This window comes from Streptosporangium nanhuense (genome assembly GCF_059358815.1).
Window position 1 is genome coordinate 1 of sequence record NZ_JCADBG010000138.1, and the last position, 576, is coordinate 576.

1 protein-coding gene is annotated in these 576 nt (G+C 66.3%); it reads right to left on the minus strand.

The features are described from left to right. Positions 1 to 576 (minus strand): beta-ketoacyl synthase N-terminal-like domain-containing protein (locus AC5L38_RS44370; protein ID WP_495248851.1); only part of this gene is annotated, 576 nt, incomplete at both ends.

The window sequence follows — 576 nt, forward strand, 5'->3', positions numbered from 1 at the left end:
CACCTCATGGCCGTTGCGCTGAGCGTCCGACAACCGCTCCAACACCAGCATGCCCACACCCTCGGACCAGCTCACCCCATCAGCCGCATCCGAATACGACTTACACCGCCCATCACCGGCCAACCCACCCTGCGCGCTGAAGCCGATGAACGCCCCCGGAGTGGCCATCACCGTCACCCCACCGGCCAACGCCAGATCACACTCACCACTTCGCAGCGCCTGGGCCGCCATATGCGTCGCCACCAGCGAGGAGGAACACGCGGTGTCCACTGTCACCGCCGGCCCCTCCAACCCCAGCGCATACGAAACGCGGCCGGTCGCCACACTGCCCGCCGTACCGGTACTGATGAACCCCATCGCCTCCGGCGGCAGATCAGCACTCATCGCGTAGTCGTGATACATCAACCCCGCGAACACACCCGTGTAACTGCCCCTCAGCGAGACCGGGTCCATACCCGCCCGCTCGATCGCCTCCCACGACGTCTCCAGCAGCAACCGCTGCTGCGGATCCATCGCCAACGCCTCACGCGGCGAAATCCCGAAGAACCCCGGATCGAACTCCCCCGCCTCGTGCAG